Source organism: Desulfovibrio sp. (assembly GCF_019424165.1).
In the GTDB taxonomy this organism is placed as follows: Bacteria; Desulfobacterota; Desulfovibrionia; order Desulfovibrionales; family Desulfovibrionaceae; genus Desulfovibrio.
Window position 1 is genome coordinate 177,065 of sequence record NZ_JAHZAA010000002.1, and the last position, 15,675, is coordinate 192,739.

The following is a 15,675-nucleotide window of genomic DNA, read 5'->3' on the forward strand; positions in this document are numbered from 1 at the left end:
GGAAAAGAATGGTCGTCCACAAGCCCTTGCTCAGTACAACCTTGTCCAGTTCGTTTATAATGATCTGGCCGTTTTCTTCATACTGTACGGTAAGATCGTCAATAGTCTCGTTCAAAATATTTCTCCCTGCGGAGCCTCATGGCCGCCCCCCGATGGAGCGGAATCTATCCGGCGTAATTCGCCAGCATGCCTTTGACGTTTTCAGGCAACTCGGGCGTCTTGACCACCATTTCCGTAGGGCCGGGGCCGTACGCACTGGCGACAACCGCCCCGGAGGCGGACAGGGCCATCATGCGTTCGGCCATGGTCAGCTCTCTGCCCGAAGCTATCTTGTTGCCGAGAATACCAAGAACATTTTCGCTGATGCTCAGCGGGCTGACAGTGTGGAACTTCATAGTATGCTGCCTCCTTTAATTTCTGATAGGCAAGGCTACAATTTTCGCCGCCATCCCGCAAGGGGGCCTGACTGCGGCGCAGCCTCGCAGGCAGCGGCACGAAAAACTCCGGGTTGCAATGCAGAAAACCGGAGGCACAGAGATCACATCAGCAAATATCACTGCCGCAGCAGCATGAGGGCGTAACGCTCCACCGGGGCAAAGTCGTCAGTCAGGGGCAGTGTGGCAAAATCCAGCGGGCCTGTGTACCGCGTAGCCAGCATCATTTCCACAGCCTCCTGCTCCGGCGGCAACGCCTGCTTGCCGTCAGCGGTCAGCGGTGCGGGTCTGTCTCTTTTTTCAGGAAAAGCCGCCACCATAAGGTTTTGCACCTCGCCGGGCCTGTCGGGACGCGACACGCAGTAAACCTGCACCTCAGCGAATGCTGCGGACAATGCCTTGAAAATGCTCTGGAACAGGCGGCCGTCCTCTCCTTCCACGGCGGAGATGACGTTCATGAGCACGGCCCCTCCCGGAGCCACAGCCCGCCGCAAGGCCTGCGCGGCCTCGACCGTTCCCATCTGAAAGGGAACCGCATAGTGCGAATTGAACACATCCACAAAAACCAGGTCAAAGCGCCCGTCCTGCCTGTTCAGAAAGGCGCGGGCGTCTTCGTGGCGCACCGAAAGGCGCGGATCCTCGCCCAGGGCAAACCAGCGCCGGGCCACGTCAGTCATGGCCGGGTCTATCTCCACAACGGTCATGCGCACATCTTCGGGGGCGGACAGGGCCGACTTGCCCGCCAGAATCCACTTGGGTACGGAATAGCCCCCGCCGCCCAGCATCAGGATGGAGCGGGCATGGGGCGCAAAACAGGGACCCAGGGCATAAAAGCGCGTGTACTGAAAATAAAGCTCGTCCGGCGCGTCAAGATACATGCCCGACTGGCTGTACCCCGGGTCTGTAGCCATAAGCCGCACGGCGCGGCCGCCCTCGCCCCAGTCCGTACCTTCGTAAACGCGGATGCTGTTATAGGGGCTTTCCACCAGATGCATGCTGCTTCTGCCTTCGCGCCAGTTTCCGTACATGCCGTTGACCACGGCGCCCAAAATACAGAGCGCCAGCAGGGCAGCCCTGCCCTTGGCCCCGCCCGGTGCGTTACACAGCGAAAGGGCCAGCATGCTGACAGCCACCCCCCACAAAATGGACGTGCTGCCAAAAAACGATATGAGCACAAAACCGCCCAGAAAGGTTCCCAGAATACTGCCCGCCGTGGAAAGGGCGTACAGCCGCCCCACCGTGGCCCCGGACGTGTCCAGGCTGCCGATGCGCAGGCGGATGGCGTAAGGGCTGATCATGCCGAAAAAAAAGGCTGGCACGGCGAAAATTCCCACAGCGGCGGCCACAGCGGCCACATACAGGTTGCCAATGCCCTCCGTCACCCACTGGCCCACCAGCGGATGGCACAGGGCCGTAAGCGCACTGCCCGCCCCGGCTCCGGCCAGGGCAAGGGCAAGGCCCCTGCGGGAAAGATGCCTGTCGGCCATACGGCCGCCTGCCCAGGCTCCCAGCGCCAGACAGGCGAGCACCACACCGATAAGGCTGGTCCAGACAATGGCTGATGTACCCACATAAGGGGCCAGCACGCGCGCACCCACCATTTCCAGCACCATGACCAGGGCGCCGCTTAAAAAGACCGTCAGTTCCAGCATGGCACTCCTTTCCTGGTTCTTGCTCCGGGACCAGGCCCAATAAAAAATGCTGTCTCATAAAACAGGGCGTCCGGCCTTCTGCACAACGCCCAGAACCGTCACGGCATCCGGCCGGAAAAACCGGGCAAGGCTGTTACCTGGGCGAAAAGTCTGCCGGGCCACGGCGCGCGGCAAAAAAATCACGCAGCAGCGCCGCGCACTCTTCACCGCGCACGCCCCCCATATGCCACAGGCTGTGGTTGGCGCTCTGGGCGTCAAAATATTCCGCGCGGGATATAACGGCTCCGGCCGGATCGTCCGCGGCCCCGTAAACAAGCCCGGCCAGCCGGGCATGAATGCAGGCCGCCGCGCACATGGCGCACGGCTCAAGGGTGACCACCAGCACGCAGCCGCCAAGCCGGTAATTGCCAAGCGTCTGCCCCGCGCGGCGCAAAGCCAGTATTTCGGCATGGGCCGTGGGATCGCTCAGAACTACCGGGGCATTGGCCTCCTCGGCCAGGACCCTGCCGTCAGGCGCAACCAGCACTGCCCCCACGGGAACTTCACCCAGGGCGGCGGCGCGGCGCGCCCGGTCAAGGGCACGGTCCATAAGACATTCCCAGGTATGGCCGGGCGGGGCCGCAGGTACCGGCCCGGCAGGCGCAAAAGCGCGAAATCCCCCACCCCGGGGGCGAAGCCCGCCGGGGAAGGGGAAAGAAGCGTCCGGTACGTCACGCCACATGCGGCATCCTAAAGGATGACAATCTTGCGCAGATGGTTGACCACTTCTTCCGGCGTATCACACACGGTAATAAGCCGGTCTATTTCTTTTTCATTAATAAAGCCGCGCCCGGCCATGTTTTTACGCAGCCATTCCACCATGCCGCTCCAGAAGCTGGAGTCGTACAGCACTATGGGGAAGGGACGCGTGCGCCCGGTCTGGGCCAGAACAAAAGCTTCAGACAGTTCGTCAATGGTTCCCATACCGCCGGGCATGACCACATACGCCATGGCATATTTGACGAACATGAACTTGCGGATGAAGAAGTAGCGGAAGTTACAGCGGGTTTTAACATATTGGTTGCAACCCTGCTCGTGCGGCAGGTGGATGTGCAGACCGACAGACTCGCCTCCGGCCTCGGTTGCGCCCTTGTTGGCCGCTTCCATAACGCCGGGACCGCCGCCGGTGATGATGCCGAAACCGGCATCCACCAGAAGCTTGGCAATTTTTTCCGCATCCTTGTATTCCTGCGTTTCGGCGGTACTGCGGGCAGAGCCGAAAATGGAAATGCAGTTGACCTTGAGGGCATTGAGGGTGTCCAGGGCTTCTACCATTTCGGCCATGATGCGGAAGGTACGCCAGGATTCAGTGGTCACGGAGGCGAGGTCGTCTACGATATTCTGTTGCAGTTCGGGCATGGATACTCCTTTTGTATCTTCCGGTATTCCGGGCAGCGGGCTTGTGGCCGGTTGGCGGCCCGGGGCGGAAGCGCATGAATGTACCTTACCGCCCGCAGGCGGCAGCAGTGTAATCAGGGTCGCAGTATATGTTTCCCGTTGCGTAAAGGCAATGCGAAGCTTTACCGCGCAGCAGACGCACGGGCAAGGCAGCTTGACGCTACACGCCCCAAACGGCTATGGAAAAAAGTCCTGCGCGGCTTGTCGCAACACACAGCCGCGCCAAAGGCGTTTACCGTCCGCGCCCGGGCTTTACGGACCGCGCGCAGCCGAAACGCATCGCCATACTAAAAAACAGCGTTGCCAGGGCGGAAAAACGGACGCGCAAAAGCCCGCCTGCCGCCTCGGTATATCCGGCGGCCTTTTGCCGCCAACTCTTACCGGAGGCCATGATGAAGGTCCAATTTCTGGGCGCGGCACAAACCGTGACCGGTTCCTGCTACATGATTGAGGCATGCGGCAAACGCTTCTGTATTGACTGCGGCATGCACCAGGGCAACAAGGCCATTGACGCCCGCAACCGCGAAATCGAAGTCTACCGGCCCACTGACATTGACTTCGTGCTCATTACCCACGCGCACATAGACCATTCGGGCCTTTTGCCCCGGATCGTGCGCGACGGTTTCAATAATCCCGTGTACTGCACCAAGGCCACCAGTGAACTGCTGGATCTCATGTTGCAGGACAGTGCCCATATTCAGGAAATGGAAGCCCAGTGGGAAGCAAAAAAATACATGCGCCGGGGCCTGAAAAATCCCCCCGCCGCCCTCTATACCGTAGAGGACGCGCAAAAGGCCGTATCGCTTTTTTCCGCTGTGGACTACCATAAAACATTTGAGCCTGCTCCGGGCATCCGCGTCACCTACTATGATGCGGGGCATATCCTTGGCTCCGGCTCCCTGCGCATTGAGGCCGACGAAGACGGCAAGACCACAAGCCTCATATTTTCCGGCGACATCGGCCGCCCGCAGGCCCTCATTGTGCGCAGCCCCGAAAGCCCGCCGCAGGCCGACTATGTATTTATGGAGTCCACCTACGGCGACCGCGACCATAAAAACGAAGAAAACAGCGATCAGGAACTGGCCGAAGCCATTGCCTACAGCTACGGCAAAGGCGAAAAGGTCATTATTCCGGCCTTTGCCGTGGAACGCACCCAGGAAGTGCTGTACTGCCTGCACACACTGAGCAAGCAGGGCAAACTGCCCGAAGACATGCCCGTGTATGTGGACAGCCCCCTTGCCATCCGCGCCACAGAAGTTTTTGAACGTAACCGGGAACTTTTCGACGACGCCGCGCAAAAACTGCTCAATAACGGCGACAATCCCTTTGCGCTGCCCAACCTGCGCTATACCCTGTCTGTGGCCGAATCCCAGGCCATCAACGACTACAAGGGATCGGCCATTGTCATTTCCGCCAGCGGCATGTGCAATGCGGGTCGCGTGCGCCACCACCTGCGCCATAATATCTGGAAGCCCGGCGCGAGCATCGTCTTTGTGGGCTATCAGGCCGTGGGTACGCCCGGGCGCAAGATTGTTGAAAAGGCCAAAAAAATAACCCTGTTTGGCGAAGATATGGACGTGGCCGCCCGCATTTTCACCATTAACGGTTTTTCAGGGCATGCCGGGCAGAGCCAGCTTTTGGACTGGCTGGCCCCTCTGGCCCACAACTGCGCCCAGATAGTGCTGACCCACGGTGAAATCAAGGCGCAGGAAACGCTGGCCGGGCTTATCCACCAGCGCTTCGGCCTCAAGCCGCGCATCGCCGCCTATCTTGAAGAAATGGTCCTGGACGGCTGCGAGGTAACCGCCACCGTCACCCACGAAACCAAGGCCCACCCCAGGGTGGACTGGGGCTTTCTTACCGGCGAGGTGGAACGCAAGTGGGATATGTTCAAGGGCAAGCTGGCTGATGTTGAGGCCCGCCCCTGGGTGGAGCAGACCGATTTGCAGGAAGCTCTGGAAAAAATGGACTATGCCCTCACGCGCCTTATTTCGCGCATGTAGGAGAATGAAAACACCATGCGCATCATAGCGGGCCGCCTTGGCGGCCGTATTCTGAAGACTGTAGAGGGTGAAGGCTACCGCCCCGCCATGGGCAGAACCCGCGAAGCCCTCTTTTCAATGCTCGCCGCCCGTGGACTGGTATGGTCCACGGCGCGGGTGCTGGACCTTTTTGCCGGCAGCGGCAGCCTTGCCTTTGAGTCCATCAGCCGGGGCGCCCCGCACGCCCTGCTGGTGGAAAGCTCAACCTCGGCCATGCGCTGCCTTCAGGCCAATGTGGAAAACCTCGGCGTACAGATCGAGGCCGGGCTTGTGAAAGACGATGTGCTCAAAGTGCTCAAGCGGCCGCCGCAGGAACCGTACAACCTTGTTTTTATGGACCCGCCCTACCGCAAAAAACTGGCGGAACCGGCCTTGCGCCTTCTGGCAGCCCATCGCTGGCTTGCGCCCGGAGCCTTTGTGACGGCGGAGATTGAAAAGGAGGCACGCTTTGCCGTGCCGCAGGGCTTCACCCTGGAAACCGACAGGCTGCTGGGCCAGACCCGCGTCTGTATCTGGATAGCATCATGAGAGTAGCCATGTATCCCGGAACCTTCGACCCGCTGACCAATGGTCATCTCAGCCTTATCCGGCGCGGGTGCGAAGTTTTTGACCAGCTTATCGTGGCCGTGGCCGACAATACGCCCAAGCGCCCCCTGTTCAGTCACGAGGAACGTGTGAACATGGCCCGCGAGGCCCTCAAGGACGAGCCGCGCGCCCGGGTGGAGCCGTTTTCGGGCCTGACGGTGGAATACGCCGCCCAGCGCGGGGCCTGCGCCCTGCTGCGCGGTCTGCGCGCCGCCTCTGATTTTGAATATGAATTCCAGCTGGCCCTCATGAACCGCCGGTTGCAGCGCCATATCCAGACGGTCTTTCTCATGACCGACTATCAGTGGCTGTTCATAAGCTCCACCATCGTCAAGGCCGCTGCCAGCCACGGCGCAGACATCAAGGGCCTTGTACCCGAAAATGTGCGCCTGGCCCTGCTGGAAAAATACGAAAAAGGCGAGGTTGCCAAGGGTACCCCATGCCTTGCTCCGCCGCACGGCGGATTCCGCACCTCCTAGCGGTATTCCCATGCCAAGCAACAGCATCTCCGGCGGGGCGGCACAGGCCGCTCCGCCATCCGAAGCACTGCCCGTCATCTGCCTTGCCGGCCCCACGGGCTCAGGCAAAACAGCCGCGGCCCTGGCCGTGGCCGATGCTCTGGGCGGCGAAGTCATCAACGCGGATTCGCGCCAGGTATACGCCGACTTTCCTCGCATCACGGCCCAGCCCTCTGCTGAAGAACTGGCTTGCTGCCCGCACCATCTGTACGGCTTTCTGCCCACATCGCAAAAAATCAGTGCCGGGCGATGGGCCGCGCAGGCCCAGGCCACAGCGCGGCAGATTCTTTCAAAAGGCAAAATTCCCCTGCTGGTGGGCGGCACGGGGCTTTACTTCCAGACCCTGCTGCACGGCACGGCCGAAATCCCTCCGGTGGATCCGGCTCTCACCGCGGCTCTCACTGCCCGCCTGGATGATGCAGGCCCGCAGGCCATGCATGCCGAACTGGCCCACGTAGATCCGGACTATGCCGCCCGCATACATCCCAACGACCGGCAGCGCATCGTGCGCGCCCTTGAGGTACACGCGGCCACGGGCAGACCCTTTACCTGGTGGCACAAGCACGCCATGAGCCGTCCGCCCTGCAACGGGCCGCTGCTTGTGCTGGACGCTCCCCTGCCCTGGCTGGAGCCGCGCCTTGCCCGACGGCTGGACATGATGCTTGAATCCGGCGCGATGGATGAAGCCGCAGCAGCGCTCAAAAACTGTAATGATGACAATGCCCCCGGCTGGACGGGCATCGGCTGCGCAGAAGCCCTCGCCTTTCTGCGGGGCCGCCTGGGTTTTGACGCATGCCGCGACCTCTGGCTGCGCAACACGCGGGCATACGCCAAACGCCAGCTCACCTGGTTTCGCGCGCGTCCGGAGGCCGTGTGGCTGCCGCCCGATGACGTGGACGCCGTGGTCAACGCGGCGCGGAGTCTGCGCAAGTAATGCCTGAAACCGCCCTCGTTGTACGTCTGCGACGGTTACAACACGACGGGCTGACAACGTATTTGGGCTGTTCGTTGTCCACCTTTCCGGCCAATCCCACTTGATGGCGCTACGCGGCTCGCAGGAAGACCACCCGACCGCAGGGAGGGATGCTCCCGAGGCAGAGGACGCGCAGCCCTCGCTGCCAGATGGCAATTGCAAGCCTGAACGGGAACGCTTCGGGGATGCAAGGAGGGCCGGTTATGGGGCTGCGCCCCTTCCCGGCCCCGCCTTGCCGCCCGCCGCGCGGGCGGCCCAAATAGAAAACAAAAAAAGCCCCCACGTCCGCAGGGCGATACCAATCCCCATCTCGAAGAACAGCCTTTTCCCCCACGCAGATGCATCCACTACGCACCGCGCATCTACGCACCGCACATCCCTCAAACATGAAAAGCGGCATAGAGGCCGGCGAGCAGCGCAGCTTGCGTTTGTACCGTTTCCCGGTCAGGGGCAAGCAGTTGCCACAGGCGCATCCCCTGCGCGACGAGCGCCGGAACTCACTTGTTCAGCGTAAGAAATTCATGCGCGTCAGGATCATAATATTCCATTTCACCGGATTCGATGTGGTAGAGCCAGCCGTGGATGTGCAGGATCCCCTTGTTTACCTTGCGCCTGACATAGGGATAGGTGAGCAGGTTTTCGATCTGAAATATGATGGAGAGCTTTTCCGTCAGACGCAGCAGCTTTTCCCTGTCGGCATTTTTGCCCAGGGCCAGCAGGGCAAGATCTTTGGCTTTCTTGCCCAGGGACAGCCATTTTTTTGTATGGATGAGCTGCTTGCCGCTGATATCTTTATACAGCGCCTCAATGGCCCCGCAGTGGGTATGCCCGCAGATGATGATTTCTGAAATATTCAGCGTGGTGACCGCGTACTCAATGCCGGAAGCCGTGGCGTGATAATCTTCATCCGGCTTATAGGGGGCCACAAAGTTGCCCACATTGCGCAAGACAAAAAGCTGCCCCGGAGGCGCGTTGGTTATGAGAGAGGGGATAACCCGGGAATCGGCGCAACCGATAAAAAGCGCCTTGGGATGCTGCCCGCTGCTGACCAGATCCAGAAGCTGGGTTTCATTTTTCCTGAAATAATTTTTCTGAAACAGCTCGTTGCCCTGTAACAGGCTTTCAACATTCTTCATCAACGATCCTCCGTTGGGGTTACGCAGCCCTTCATTCCACAGCCATTCAGGCGGCAGGTGCACCCCGTGGAGCCGTCTTCTGCGGAAAGACGACACCACCCGTAAAGGGGGGCGCATTCCCCGGCAGGGCCGGGGTATCATCACGCTGCTTCCATATCATCTTGCCACGTAGAGCATCTTTATCTGGAGGTCAAGCGCAAAGCGCACACATTGCCTTTTTCAGGCCACATTCAATATTTTTTTACTTTTATCAGCGCGCGCCGAAGCATGTGACAGTTATGCACAACGTGAGGAAACAAATAAATGCATTGGCGTGAACCGCCAAAATAAAAACCTATTTTTTAATGAAATATTTCCCAATCTCCTTGTTTTTCCAAGCATGAGAAGCCGTTCCAAGTCTCTGACCTCCTTGACGAGTCTTGCAGCCTGCGATACCGTTGCAATATCTGCGTGTTTGCCCCCCGCAGGGATCGGCGGGGCCGGAGGATCCTGCCACCCTTGTAGTGGCGGGCTTGGGGTAATGTCTGAATGCAAAAGGACAAGCACATGAGGAACGGCACATCACTGCTTCTGCTGGCGGCTATAGCCCTGGCTGGCGCGGCGTGTCTCACGGCGATGGGAGGCACGGCCAAGGCCGCAGCTCTGGAGCCAACAGACAGCGGCGCGCCATCGGCTATAGTCATGTTTCCGGTCGGCGAAAAGCCCAATCCCAAGGGCGCGGCCATGAAACCCGTGGTTTTCAATCATCTTATCCACGAAAAGAAGATCGACAACTGCGAGACCTGTCACCACACGGGCGATCCGGTGTCCTGTAGCACCTGTCATACGGTGGAAGGCAAGGCCGAGGGCAATTACATCACCCTTGACCGGGCCATGCATGCCACCAATATCGCCAAACGCGCCAAGGGCAACACGCCCGTCAGCTGCGTAAGCTGTCATGAACAGCAAACCAAAGAACGGCGCGAATGCGCGGGTTGTCACGCCATTGTCACACCCAAGCGCGACGAGGCATGGTGCGCTACCTGCCACAACATCACGCCTTCAATGACGCCCGAACAGATGCAGAAGGGCATTAACGGAACCCTGCTGCCCGGCGACAACGAAGCCCTGGCCACAGAAACCGTGCTGGCCCAGAAGACCGTTGAGCCTGTTTCCCCCATGCTGGCCCCCTATAAGGTGGTCATTGATGCTCTGGCTGACAAGTACGAGCCGAGCAACTTTACCCACCGCCGCCACCTCACGTCCCTTATGGAAAGAATCAAGGACGACAAGCTGGCCCAGGCCTTCCACAACAAGCCTGAAATTCTGTGCGCCACCTGCCACCACAGAAGCCCGCTTTCCCTTACGCCTCCCAAGTGCGGCAGCTGCCACGCCAAGGAGATCGACAAGGCCAATCCCGGTCGTCCCAACCTTATGGCCGCCTACCATCTGCAGTGCATGGGTTGCCACAAGGGCATGGATGTCGCGCGTCCTCGTGATACCGACTGCACCACTTGCCATAAGGCTGCGCCCAAGAGCGCCGACTAGCATGGAGTAAGATATGAAACGCAGAACATTTCTGACCATTCTGGGAAGCGCGGGCGTGGTCTCGGCCCTTGGCTCGGCCAAGGTGGCCCAGGCCGGCCCCCATACCTTCCCATATTACGCAGACAGCTACGGGGTGCTGCACGACACCACCCGTTGCATCGGTTGCCGCAAGTGTGAAGAAGCCTGCAACAAGGTCAACCACCTGCCCAAACCCAAAAAACCCTTCAGCGACCTTACAGTGTGCGACACGCACCGCCGCACGGGCGAATATGAATGGACCGTGGTGAACAAGTACAAGGTCAACGGCAAAGACGTGTTCCGCAAGTTGCAGTGCTTTCACTGCAACGATCCGGCCTGCGCTTCCGCCTGTTTTGCCAAGTGCTTTACCAAGCAGCCCAACGGCGCTGTTCACTACGAAGGCTCGCAGTGCGTGGGCTGCCGTTACTGCATGGTCGCCTGCCCCTTCTATGTTCCCGGCTTCCAGTACGACGAGGCCTTTGACCCCCTCGTGCAAAAGTGCACCTTCTGCGAGCCGCTGCTCAAGGAAGGCAAGCTGCCCGGTTGTGTGCAGGCCTGCCCCAAGGACGCCCTCACCTTCGGCCGCCGCAGCGACCTGATCCGCGTGGCCCGCGCCCGCATGGCCGATAATCCCGGCAAGTACGTCAACTACCTCTATGGCGAGTTTGATGCGGGCGGCACTGCCTGGATGGTGCTCAGCCCCGCAGTGGGACAGGCCGCCGCGGCTGTTCCGGTGGACGATGCCCCGCTGGCTGGTGATGAGCTCAAGCAGCTCGGCCTTGATACCCATCTCGGCAACCGTCCCATGGGCGAACTGACCTACGGCGCTCTGGGCGCAGTGCCCATGATCGTGGCCTTCTGGCCCGTGCTCTTCGGTGGCGCTTACGCCATCAGCAGGCGCCGCGAAGCCATGTACAAAGCTGAAACGGATGGCAAGATCAAGGAAGCCCGTGAAGACGTGGCCGCCGCCGTTGACGCCGCCGTACGCAAAATTGAGGAAACCCAGGGGCCGGGCGCTGCCGATACGGCCCGCCGCGCCATGACCGAGGCCCTCAAGGCCCGCGAAACGGCGTGCACGGGTCACGGGGAGGATAAGTAAATGTCACAGCACAGCATCGTCATTCCCAGCAAAGGCAAGCTGTTTAACCTGGACGAGTTTCTCAAACCTACTCCGGGCAATATCATTACCGCCATCATCCTGACGGTGGGCCTGATAATCACCGTCATCCGCTTCACCATGGGTATCGGCTCGGTCACCAACCTGAGCAACACCCAGCCCTGGGGCCTGTGGATCGGCTTTGACCTGCTTTGCGGCGTGGCGCTGGCGGCAGGCGGCTACTTTACCACCGTGGCCTGCTACGTCATGGGCATGAAGCAGTTTCACTCTGCAGTGCGCCCGGCCATTACCACGGCCTTTCTTGGCTACGGTTTTGTGGTCATAGCCCTTCTGTATGACCTGGGCCACCCGCTGCGGCTGCCCTTCATGTTCTTCTTCCCGGGAACCACCTCGGTACTCTTTGAAGTGGGCCTGTGCGTGGCCACCTACGTTACGGTGCTCTTCATCGAGTTTTCCGTGGCGCCTATGGAATGGCTGGCGCAAAAGTTCCCCTGCCTTATCAAATGGCGCAGGCTCGTGGTGCACAGCACCATCGTGCTGACCATTTTTGGCGTTACCCTGTCCACCCTGCACCAGTCGTCGCTGGGCGCGCTCTACCTGATTGCGCCTGAAAAGCTGCACCCCCTGTGGTATTCGCCCTTCATGCCCATGTTCTTCTTCGTCAGCTCGATGGCTGCCGGGGCCTCCATGGTCATCTTTGAAGGCATATTTGCCCACAAGGGTCTGCACCACTACATGGACGAAACCCACCTGCGTGAGTCTGACGGCGTGGTCCTCAGCTTCTCCCGCGCGGCTTCTTTCATCCTGTTCGCCTACTTCATGCTCAAGCTTATCGATATGCTTGTGCAGGCCAATCTGCCCTATGTTTTCTCGGGCTACGGGGCATGGTGGCTGGTTGAAATGCTGGGCTTCGTGCTGCTGCCCGCCCTGCTCTATGCCAAGGGCGCGCGCGACCGCAACCTGACCCTGTGCCGCATTGCATCGGCCAATACCGTGCTGGGCATTGTTCTGAACCGTTTCAACGTGTCCATGATCGCCTTCAACTACAACCTGCCCCCGGCGGAACGCTATTTCCCCAGCATCTGGGAGATATGCATTTCCATCTTTGTGGTAACGATGATCGTGACCGTGTACCGCTTTATCATCTACCACATGCCGGTGCTGTACGAACACCCCGACTTCAGGGATGAGCACTAGCCAACAGGGAGAGGAGAATACTATGGAATTCCATACTTTTTACGATTACTTCCTCTATACGAAGAGCTGGGCTTACGCCATGATGTTTGTGGTTCTGCCCCTCTATGTGGTGTACTGGAACTTTGTGCTGTTCCCCAAAAAGAAGGGACGCAACGGCTGCTCCAAGGACCATTAGAGCACTTGACGCTTGAAATGGTTGCCTGACGGCGAATCAGGTTCGCCTTGCAACCATTTCGCGGCGCGGATTTTTTAAAAATCCACGCAGAGCGTTCCAACTTTTTCAAAGTTGAACTGCTCAAGAGCCTGCGACCCTGAAATGACAGTCTGAAACACGGGGGGCGGCGCCAATCGGTGTCGCCCCCCGTCCATTGACAAAGATTCTTTTTACAGCCACCCTTGCGCGCCATACCATCCATACCGGGCATACAGGCAAGCCACTGCCCCCTTGCCCGGTTTGGGACGGTTCAGGCCCGTCCGAGCCTGTCCGGCCATTGCAGATCAATGATTCCAGAGCCTTGTGCGATGCGCGCGAAGCCTTGTGCGCCCCGAAAGCGCACAGCAGAACAATTAACCGCGCATTGCGCCCTGTGGTGGCTTGGGGTATACTTGACAGTGTGTGAAGTGGCTTCGGCGTTGCAATAACGCATACTTGCAGCCATGATCGGAGGCTTGACGTGCGGCGATTTTATCAAGAAAGCTGGCAGGGCATACCCTTTACGTCCTTTTCGCATATTTCCTTTTTCCATCTGGCGGAACCCAAGTTCTATGCGGTGTTCTACGAAGAGCTTTTTCGCCGCTACAAAAACTGGGACGATCTGCCCGCTGTCTGGCGCGAAAACAAACGCAAAGACGCCCGCTGGCTCATCGGCCAGTTGCGTGATCAGGTCGCCAGAGAAGCACAGCCTCGCACAGAGCCTGTGCGTGTGCTGTCTATCGGTAGCGGCGTGGGCTATATGGAAAAAATCCTGCTGGAGGAAATGCCCGAGCTGGAGTTGCACGTCAACGAGCCAAGCACTGTCGGCATGAAATGGCTGCGCCAGCAGATTCCCAGCGAGCGTATCTATATCGGCCTGCCCCCGGCCTGCCTGCCGCCTGACGTCCACTATGACATGATCTACCTTTCCACTGTGGACTACGGCATTCCCACGCGTGAATTCACCTATCTGTTGCAGGAACTGCGCGCCCAGCTGGCCCCCGGCGGAGAGATCATCCTGCTTTCGGCCTCCCTGCTGGAAGAGGATTCCTTTATCGGCAGCTTCGTCAACGCCATCAAGATTGTTATTCGCGGCTTTCTCCATTATCTGGGGATACGGCGTCAGCAGTTCTGGGGCTGGCGGCGCACGCGCGATGAATACCGTCAGCTTTTCAAGCAGGCAGGGTGCACCCAGGTACAGGACGGCTGGCTGCAGGACGGCTTTGAAACCTACTGGATCCGCGGAAAATAGTTTTCATCACCGGCTGTAGCCTGAGCTCATGAACACGTGCAACCTGTGCGCCTGGAGCCTGCGCATCCGGCATCCCGCGCCACATGCACAGGGCATGCGCCCGCATGGAAACCGTCATCGGCGGTATTACGGCACAGGGTCAGCACAGTGCGTTCCCCAACGGATTTTTCTTTTTGACGCATCAAATCCGCAATTTTTTCGCAACACATAAAAAGGCCGCACAACATCCGTGCGGCCTTTTTTTATTCCGTTACCATATTCGGCCGGCCTGGGCGGCTCCGCCCGTCATATCTATTCTATCGTACTGTAACGTTGAGATGGCCGGTTATTCCGCCTCCACCCCGGCGCAGCGGCCATACCAGACAATCTGGCGGTACAGTTCGGGCAAGGTGTCCCCTTCGGTGCTGAAAAGCAGAATACGGGAGGCTGCGTCCAGCCTCAGGGCCTGGCGGACTTCCTGCATCTGCGTATTTTTCATGATATGCACGATGGCTCCCAGAGGGGCCGCGCCGGATTCACCGCTGCACACAGGGCTGTCGCCCGGCAGGGGCGCGGCAAGGATGCGCATGCCGTTGGCGGCCACCACATCGTGGCAGGACAGGCCACCAACGGCCCTGTCGCGCAAAAGGGGCCAACACAGGCTGCTCGGCTCACCGCAGGCAAGCCCCGCCATGATGGTTCGCATATGCCCGCTGACCGCGCGGGGGGCGCTGTCTCCAGCCATGAAGGATCGGAAAAAGCAGTCGGCAGCCTGCGGCTCCACAGTAATGACCTGCGGAGCGGCATCACCCCACACGGCGGCGAAATACCCTAGCACCGCAGCGGCAAAGGACCCTACCCCGGCCTGTAGAAAAATATGGGTCGGCGGGCGCAGCCCGCAATCCCGCCACTGCTCGTCCGCCTCCAGAGCCAGGGTCGTGTAGCCCTGCATGATCCAGAGCGGCACCTCTTCATACCCGTCCCAGGCCGTGTCCTGCACAAGCACACCGCCCGTTTCCTGCGCGTGCTGCATGGCCAGACGCACGGTATCGTCATAGTTGAGGTCGGTTATGGTGCACTGCGCCCCGGTCTTGCGGATGTTTTCAGCCCTGACCGGCGCGGAACCTGCGGGCATGAAAACCGTGGCCCCCATGCCGAGCTGCTGGGCAGTCCAGGCTACGCCCCGGCCGTGATTGCCGTCTGTAGCCGTAACCAGGGTAATTTTCCCCAGTTGCTCATGCACCTCGGCAGAGCGCAGCAACTGCGGGCTCACCCGGCTCATGGGCAAATCAAGCCGCCGGGCCAGATAGCGCGCCACGGCGTAAGAACCGCCCAGAACCTTGAAGGCATTGAGGCCGAAGCGTTGTGATTCGTCCTTTACCAAAATTTCGCCAAGCCCCAGTTCATGCGCAAGATTTTTCAGCCGCACCAACGGCGTGGGCGCATAGCGGTCAAAGCCCTGATGAAAGGCGCGGGCAACACGGGCAACTTCCGGCCCATAGACTTCAACATCCGCCGCATCGGCAATGCCTGTGCACAAGCTGTTGGGACAATAGCTGACAGTATTCACGGCTGCTCTCCTGTAGGGCGTGATACCCGACTGCATATATGCCGG

15 protein-coding genes are annotated in these 15,675 nt (G+C 59.7%); 9 read left to right on the plus strand and 6 right to left on the minus strand.

Translation table 11 applies throughout. From position 1 onward, the window contains the following. Positions 1-164 precede the first annotated feature (164 nt). The 4 genes from QZ377_RS01900 to QZ377_RS01915 all read right to left on the minus strand — a co-directional run bounded on the left by QZ377_RS01900 (position 165) and on the right by QZ377_RS01915 (position 3,484). Positions 165-395: a hypothetical protein gene (locus QZ377_RS01900; RefSeq protein WP_291439012.1), complete on the minus strand. Its 231-nt coding sequence runs from the start codon at positions 393-395 to the stop codon at positions 165-167. 158 nt (positions 396-553) lie between these two features. Further along, positions 554-2,086, minus strand: a complete 1,533-nt coding sequence (locus QZ377_RS01905) for a fused MFS/spermidine synthase (protein ID WP_291439014.1) — start codon at positions 2,084-2,086, stop codon at positions 554-556. 133 nt (positions 2,087-2,219) lie between these two features. Then, positions 2,220-2,807, minus strand: a complete 588-nt coding sequence (gene tadA / locus QZ377_RS01910) for a tRNA adenosine(34) deaminase TadA (protein ID WP_365853821.1) — start codon at positions 2,805-2,807, stop codon at positions 2,220-2,222. 8 nt (positions 2,808-2,815) lie between these two features. Then, on the minus strand, positions 2,816-3,484 hold the full coding sequence (locus QZ377_RS01915) for a TIGR00730 family Rossman fold protein (protein ID WP_291439016.1): 669 nt from the start codon (positions 3,482-3,484) through the stop codon (positions 2,816-2,818). Positions 3,485-3,915: 431 nt separating this feature from the next. On the opposite strand from QZ377_RS01915, the gene QZ377_RS01920 reads away from it, so the two are divergent. The 4 genes from QZ377_RS01920 to miaA are packed head-to-tail and all read left to right on the plus strand — an operon-like array spanning position 3,916 to position 7,602. Then, entirely contained in the window at positions 3,916-5,526 is a 1,611-nt protein-coding gene (locus QZ377_RS01920) for an MBL fold metallo-hydrolase (protein ID WP_291439070.1), read from the plus strand. Positions 5,527-5,541: 15 nt separating this feature from the next. Beyond that, positions 5,542-6,093, plus strand: coding sequence for a 16S rRNA (guanine(966)-N(2))-methyltransferase RsmD (gene rsmD / locus QZ377_RS01925; RefSeq protein ID WP_291439018.1), 552 nt, complete (start codon positions 5,542-5,544; stop codon positions 6,091-6,093). Then, complete coding sequence (gene coaD, locus QZ377_RS01930) at positions 6,090-6,629, plus strand: pantetheine-phosphate adenylyltransferase (protein ID WP_291439020.1); 540 nt, start codon at positions 6,090-6,092, stop codon at positions 6,627-6,629. The genes rsmD and coaD overlap by 4 nt, the downstream gene beginning before the upstream one ends. 10 nt (positions 6,630-6,639) lie before the next feature. Further along, positions 6,640-7,602 carry a tRNA (adenosine(37)-N6)-dimethylallyltransferase MiaA gene (miaA, locus tag QZ377_RS01935; RefSeq protein WP_291439022.1) on the plus strand — a complete coding sequence of 321 codons (963 nt, stop codon included), beginning with the start codon at positions 6,640-6,642 and terminating at the stop codon, positions 7,600-7,602. 536 nt (positions 7,603-8,138) lie between these two features. Here miaA and QZ377_RS01940 read toward each other — a convergent pair. After that, positions 8,139-8,777, minus strand: coding sequence for a carbonic anhydrase (locus QZ377_RS01940; RefSeq protein WP_291439024.1), 639 nt, complete (start codon positions 8,775-8,777; stop codon positions 8,139-8,141). A 546-nt stretch (positions 8,778-9,323) separates the two neighbouring features. Between QZ377_RS01940 and QZ377_RS01945 the strand changes: the two genes are divergently transcribed. The 5 genes from QZ377_RS01945 to QZ377_RS01965 all read left to right on the plus strand — a co-directional run bounded on the left by QZ377_RS01945 (position 9,324) and on the right by QZ377_RS01965 (position 14,081). Beyond that, on the plus strand, positions 9,324-10,304 hold the full coding sequence (locus QZ377_RS01945; RefSeq protein WP_291439026.1) for a nine-heme cytochrome c: 981 nt from the start codon (positions 9,324-9,326) through the stop codon (positions 10,302-10,304). 13 nt (positions 10,305-10,317) lie between these two features. Next, the gene (locus tag QZ377_RS01950) at positions 10,318-11,421 is read left to right on the plus strand and encodes a 4Fe-4S dicluster domain-containing protein (protein ID WP_291439028.1); all 1,104 of its coding nucleotides are present in this window, start codon (positions 10,318-10,320) and stop codon (positions 11,419-11,421) included. Continuing rightward, complete coding sequence (gene hmcC / locus QZ377_RS01955) at positions 11,422-12,636, plus strand: sulfate respiration complex protein HmcC (RefSeq protein WP_291439030.1); 1,215 nt, start codon at positions 11,422-11,424, stop codon at positions 12,634-12,636. It abuts the gene before it with no gap. Positions 12,637-12,658: 22 nt separating this feature from the next. Then, entirely contained in the window at positions 12,659-12,811 is a 153-nt protein-coding gene (locus tag QZ377_RS01960; RefSeq protein ID WP_291439032.1) for a hypothetical protein, read from the plus strand. Positions 12,812-13,310: 499 nt separating this feature from the next. Further along, a complete protein-coding gene (locus QZ377_RS01965; protein ID WP_012625662.1) occupies positions 13,311-14,081 on the plus strand; it encodes a methyltransferase domain-containing protein in 771 nt (256 codons plus the stop codon). A gap of 325 nt (positions 14,082-14,406) precedes the next feature. On the opposite strand, the gene dpaL is transcribed toward QZ377_RS01965, so the two are convergent. Then, entirely contained in the window at positions 14,407-15,630 is a 1,224-nt protein-coding gene (dpaL, locus tag QZ377_RS01970) for a diaminopropionate ammonia-lyase (protein WP_291439035.1), read from the minus strand. Positions 15,631-15,675: the final 45 nt, after the last annotated feature.

Bases quoted from the DNA above. Each gene is read 5' to 3' on its own strand.
- QZ377_RS01960 (WP_291439032.1), top strand. From the start codon at position 12,659: ATGGAATTCCATACTTTTTACGATTACTTCCTCTATACGAAGAGCTGG.
- QZ377_RS01945 (WP_291439026.1), top strand. From the start codon at position 9,324: ATGAGGAACGGCACATCACTGCTTCTGCTGGCGGCTATAGCCCTGGCT.
- coaD (WP_291439020.1), top strand. From the start codon at position 6,090: ATGAGAGTAGCCATGTATCCCGGAACCTTCGACCCGCTGACCAATGGT.
- QZ377_RS01940 (WP_291439024.1), bottom strand. From the start codon at position 8,777: ATGAAGAATGTTGAAAGCCTGTTACAGGGCAACGAGCTGTTTCAGAAA.
- tadA (WP_365853821.1), bottom strand. From the start codon at position 2,807: ATGTGGCGTGACGTACCGGACGCTTCTTTCCCCTTCCCCGGCGGGCTT.
- hmcC (WP_291439030.1), top strand. From the start codon at position 11,422: ATGTCACAGCACAGCATCGTCATTCCCAGCAAAGGCAAGCTGTTTAAC.
- QZ377_RS01905 (WP_291439014.1), bottom strand. From the start codon at position 2,086: ATGCTGGAACTGACGGTCTTTTTAAGCGGCGCCCTGGTCATGGTGCTG.
- QZ377_RS01950 (WP_291439028.1), top strand. From the start codon at position 10,318: ATGAAACGCAGAACATTTCTGACCATTCTGGGAAGCGCGGGCGTGGTC.
- QZ377_RS01900 (WP_291439012.1), bottom strand. From the start codon at position 395: ATGAAGTTCCACACTGTCAGCCCGCTGAGCATCAGCGAAAATGTTCTT.
- QZ377_RS01920 (WP_291439070.1), top strand. From the start codon at position 3,916: ATGAAGGTCCAATTTCTGGGCGCGGCACAAACCGTGACCGGTTCCTGC.
- rsmD (WP_291439018.1), top strand. From the start codon at position 5,542: ATGCGCATCATAGCGGGCCGCCTTGGCGGCCGTATTCTGAAGACTGTA.
- QZ377_RS01915 (WP_291439016.1), bottom strand. From the start codon at position 3,484: ATGCCCGAACTGCAACAGAATATCGTAGACGACCTCGCCTCCGTGACC.
- miaA (WP_291439022.1), top strand. From the start codon at position 6,640: ATGCCAAGCAACAGCATCTCCGGCGGGGCGGCACAGGCCGCTCCGCCA.